The organism is Staphylococcus sp. GDY8P67P (assembly GCF_017892545.1).
In the GTDB taxonomy this organism is placed as follows: domain Bacteria; phylum Bacillota; class Bacilli; order Staphylococcales; family Staphylococcaceae; genus Staphylococcus; species Staphylococcus ureilyticus.
The window spans coordinates 1-4488 of the sequence record NZ_JAESLH010000002.1; the positions used below are offsets into that span (position 1 = coordinate 1).

The 4488-nt window shown below is 31.9% G+C and carries 5 protein-coding genes; all 5 read left to right on the forward strand.

What is annotated here, in order from left to right:
- Window positions 1-185 precede the first annotated feature (185 nt).
- The 5 genes from KA833_RS00030 to KA833_RS00050 all read left to right on the forward strand — a co-directional run bounded on the left by KA833_RS00030 (window position 186) and on the right by KA833_RS00050 (window position 3992).
- Window positions 186-1130 (forward strand): replication initiation factor domain-containing protein, encoded by a 945-nt coding sequence (locus tag KA833_RS00030; protein WP_204191802.1) that lies wholly within the window; start codon window positions 186-188, stop codon window positions 1128-1130.
- A 7-nt stretch (window positions 1131-1137) separates the two neighbouring features.
- On the forward strand, window positions 1138-1986 hold the full coding sequence (str, locus tag KA833_RS00035) for a streptomycin adenylyltransferase Str (protein ID WP_031795436.1): 849 nt from the start codon (window positions 1138-1140) through the stop codon (window positions 1984-1986).
- Between the two features lie 269 nt (window positions 1987-2255).
- Window positions 2256-2639: a plasmid mobilization protein gene (locus KA833_RS00040; protein ID WP_069820424.1), complete on the forward strand. Its 384-nt coding sequence runs from the start codon at window positions 2256-2258 to the stop codon at window positions 2637-2639.
- On the forward strand, window positions 2621-3568 hold the full coding sequence (locus KA833_RS00045; RefSeq protein ID WP_194440788.1) for a relaxase/mobilization nuclease domain-containing protein: 948 nt from the start codon (window positions 2621-2623) through the stop codon (window positions 3566-3568). Before KA833_RS00040 ends, KA833_RS00045 begins: the two co-directional genes overlap by 19 nt.
- Window positions 3537-3992: a DUF334 domain-containing protein gene (locus KA833_RS00050; RefSeq protein ID WP_204184425.1), complete on the forward strand. Its 456-nt coding sequence runs from the start codon at window positions 3537-3539 to the stop codon at window positions 3990-3992. Before KA833_RS00045 ends, KA833_RS00050 begins: the two co-directional genes overlap by 32 nt.
- Window positions 3993-4488: the final 496 nt, after the last annotated feature.

Genomic DNA, 4488 nt, shown 5'->3' on the forward strand with positions numbered 1-4488 from the left:
AAACAAATAAAAAGAAGTCGCTCACTCCCCGTCCAAAGTTTGTGAATGCGACTTACCTTAAAGAAAAACAGTTGATGTTTTTGTTCTTAATTTGTATATCTAGATATTAAACGATATTAGTTTATTCTTCAAGAAATATATTCGGGTGAGCGACTTCTTAAATTAAATTAAGGGGTCGATTTTTTATGAGTAAAAATAATCACGCAAATCATTCAAATCACTTAGAAAATCAGGATTTAGATAATTTTTCTAAAACCGGCTACTCTAATAGCCGGTTAAACCGACATATTATGTACACCCCCGAACCAAAATTACACTTTGATGCTATGACAATTGTTGGGAATCTTAATAAGAACAATGCTCACAAACTGTCTGAATTTATGAGTATTGCGCCACAAATTAGACTTTGGGATATATTACAAACCAAATTTAAAGCTAAGGCTCTACAAGAAAAAGTTTATATTGAATATGATAAAGTAAAAGCAGATGCGTGGGATAGACGTAATATGCGTGTTGAATTTAATCCTAATAAACTTACGCATGAAGAAATGCTTTGGTTAAAACAAAACATCATTGACTACATGGAAGATGATGGTTTTACAAGATTAGATTTGGCTTTTGATTTTGAAGACGATTTGAGCGATTATTATGCGATGACTGATAAATCAGTTAAGAAAACTATTTTTTATGGTCGTAACGGTAAACCAGAAACAAAATATTTTGGTGTTCGTGACAGTGATAGATTTATTAGAATTTATAATAAAAAACAAGAACGTAAGGATAATGCAGACATTGAAGTTATGTCTGCACACTTATGGCGTGTAGAAATTGAATTAAAAAGAGATATGGTTGATTATTGGAACGATTGTTTTAATGATTTACATATTTTGAAACCAGATTGGTCTAGTTTAGAAAAAGTAAAAGACCAAGCAATGATTTATATGCTAATTCATGAAGAAAGTACATGGGGTAAATTAGAAAGACGTACAAAAAATAAATACAGAGAAATGTTAAAAAGTATTTCAGAAATTGATTTAACGGACTTAATGAAATTGACTTTAAAAGAGAATGAAAAACAATTGCAAAAGCAGATTGAATTTTGGCAGCGTGAATTTAGATTTTGGAAGTGAAAAAACAATGAGGACTGAAAAAGAAATTTTAAATTTAGTTTCTGAATTTGCTTATCAACGAAGCAATGTAAAAATTATTGCTCTCGAGGGTTCAAGAACTAATGAAAATATAAAAAAAGATAAGTTTCAAGATTATGATTTTGCTTTTTTCGTATCAGATATTGAGTGTTTCACACATGAAGAAAGTTGGTTAAGTTTATTTGGAGAATTATTGTTTATACAGAAACCAGAAGATATGGAATTATTCCCACCTGATTTAGATTATGGTTACAGTTATATAATGTATTTTAAAGATGGCATAAAAATGGATATTACATTAATTAATTTAAAAGATTTAAATCGTTATTTTAGTGATTCTGATGGTCTTGTAAAAATTTTAGTTGATAAAGATAATTTAGTAACTCAAGAAATTGTTCCAGATGACTCAAATTATTGGTTAAAAAAACCAACAGAACGAGAATTTTATGATTGCTGTAATGAGTTTTGGAGTGTCTCAACGTATGTAGCAAAGGGTGTTTTTAGAAGAGAAATATTATTTGCTTTAGATCATTTCAATAATATTTTACGTCCTGAATTATTAAGAATGATTTCTTGGTATATTGGCTTTAATAGGGGTTTTGATTTTAGTTTAGGAAAGAATTATAAGTTTATAAACAAATATTTAACTGATAAAGAATTCAATATGTTTTTAGCTACTTTTGAGATGAATGGATATAGAAAGACATACCAATCTTTTAAGCTTTGTTGTGAATTATTTAAATATTATTCAAATAAAGTAAGTTGTTTAGGAAATTATAACTATCCAAATTACGAAAAAAATATTGAGAATTTTATTCGTAATAATTATGAGAATTAATTTTATTAGCAACCACATTTTTGGTTGCTTTTGTTTTGATTTTGAATTTGGTTTTGAACTATGAGTGGCTAGCATTTTGCCACTCATTTTTTGCGTTAGCAAAAACATAAAGGGTCTGGGATTAATCCCAGCAAGCCGGTATATTCAGAACGAAGTGGCTAGAATATACGACGCTTGCCAAACCACATTATTACTTGAAATTTTGTTGATTATCCTATAATCTACAAATATAGAAAGTCATATATTTCGAAGAAACGTGGTGGGATTGAATGAGTGAACATGATGATAATTTGGCTAGCGATTTGTCTGTTGGGGGAAACCGAAAACCCAACCGCAAAGAGCCAAAACAAATTAGTTTCAGAGTGAGCGAATCCGAATATGAAAAGTTAAGGTCATCTGCCGAAACTTTGAATATGAGTGTGCCGAATTTTGTTAAGAAAAAGGCACATGGGAGTCGATTGGTAGCGCCCAAATTTGATAAAGAGACGCGACAATCGATTGCCAAAGATTTAAGTAAGTTAGGGGCGAATGTGAATCAGATTGCTAAATATTGCAATCAACATCAACATGAAAATCCAGATTATAAGGCTTTGGATAGAAACATCAACGCAGTACGTGAAAGGCTTGATGAGATATGGCAACAACTAAATTAGGTAATACCAAATCGGCAAGTCGAGCAATCAATTATGCAGAGAAACGTGCAGAAGAAAAAAGTGGTTTGAATTGTGATGTAGATTATGCGAAATCGGCTTTTAAACAAACAAGAGCCTTGTATGGCAAAGAAGATGGAATTCAAGCACATACGGTTATCCAGTCTTTTAAACCTGGCGAAGTAACACCAGAACAATGTAATCAACTAGGCTTAGAACTTGCAGAAAAAATAGCACCTAATCATCAAGTAGCTGTTTATACGCATACAGATAAAGACCATTATCATAATCATATTGTGATTAATTCAGTTGATCTAGAAACTGGAAAGAAATATCAAAGTAATAAAAAGCAACGTGATTTAGTCAAAAAAGAAAATGACAATGTCTGTCGTGAACATGGTTTGAGTGTGACAGAACGTGGCACTGCAAAAATGAGATATACACAAGCAGAAAAAGGCATTGTGTTTGATAGAGAAGAATATTCTTGGAAAGATGAATTGCGGGAGTTGATTGAAAATGCAAAAGCACATACAAGCAATTTAGAGACGTTTTCAGAGCATTTAGAAGAAAAAGGGGTAGAAGTTAAGCTTCGTGGCGAAACAATCTCATATAAGCCTGAAAATGCAAATAAATGGGTGCGTGGACGAACGCTAGGTTCAGATTATGAAAAAGGGGCGATTGACTATGAGCATGAAAGACATCAAGAACAACAAAGAGAATCCGAATATGCAGACGGATTTAAAGTCAACTGGGACGCAGTCGAGCAACACACAGAGCAACTTAAACAACGAAGAGTTGAACGAGCTCAAGAGACAAAACAAGCTAATCGTAAAATATCTAGCAGAGATACAAGAGAATCAGAAAATCAGAGAGAAAGAACACAAGGAAACAACGTCCGAATTGAAAGAGGCAACGAAGGAATTTCGAGATAAAAGCTTAAAGATTCGTAATGATTTTGTAGATGTACTTCAAGAAAAATTAAAACAGGTTGATACAGAAGAATTAAAAGATATATTAGGCAGAGATATTTACAGAGTACGAGAAGAAAATGACCGTATGTTGCAAGAAGTAAGAGCGTCACATGAACACTATAAAAAAAGACAAAAGCAATTATTTACAGGTATTGGGGCTATGTTATTAGTCTTTATGTTATTTGCTTTAATTATGACCGTAGGCAGTGATTTTATGAGTTTCTTGCATGTAGATGTATTACAGAAAGCCATAGCGAGCAAAATAAGAGCGTCTGAGGGCTTTATGACATTTGTTTGGTATATTGCTTATGCTTTACCTTATATATTTGCTATAGGGTTGTTTATTGGCTTGTATGAGTGGATTAGAGCAAAGTTCCATGATTAAAAATTAATGTGATAAAGTTTTACCAAAAAGGAGATAGAAAATGCTTATATTTTTATTTATTTTGATTTGTGGTCTTTTAGGTTATTTCTTGATTAATCGTTCTAGAAAAAAGTAGACGACGCATTTATGCCGAGAAAATTTATTGAAGTTGAGAAGAACCCTTAACTAAACTTGCAGACGAATGTCGGCATAGCGTGAGCTATTAAGCCGACCATTCGACAAGTTTTGGGATTGTTAAGGGTTCCGAGGCTCAACGTCAATAAAGCAATTGGAATAAAGCAGCGAAAGGAGTTGAAGAAAATGAGTGAGAAAACTAAGAAAAGTATTCGTATAGGATTATCATTTGCACAAGTGGTAGTACAATCATTAATAGTTTATTATGCTTATAAACAATATAAATTAACTAAAGAAATGTAATTTTGATTATGTAATAAGTTTTGGTACTAAAAAAGACTTGATCTAATTAGACCAAGCCTAGTGTTATTAATAAACAAAT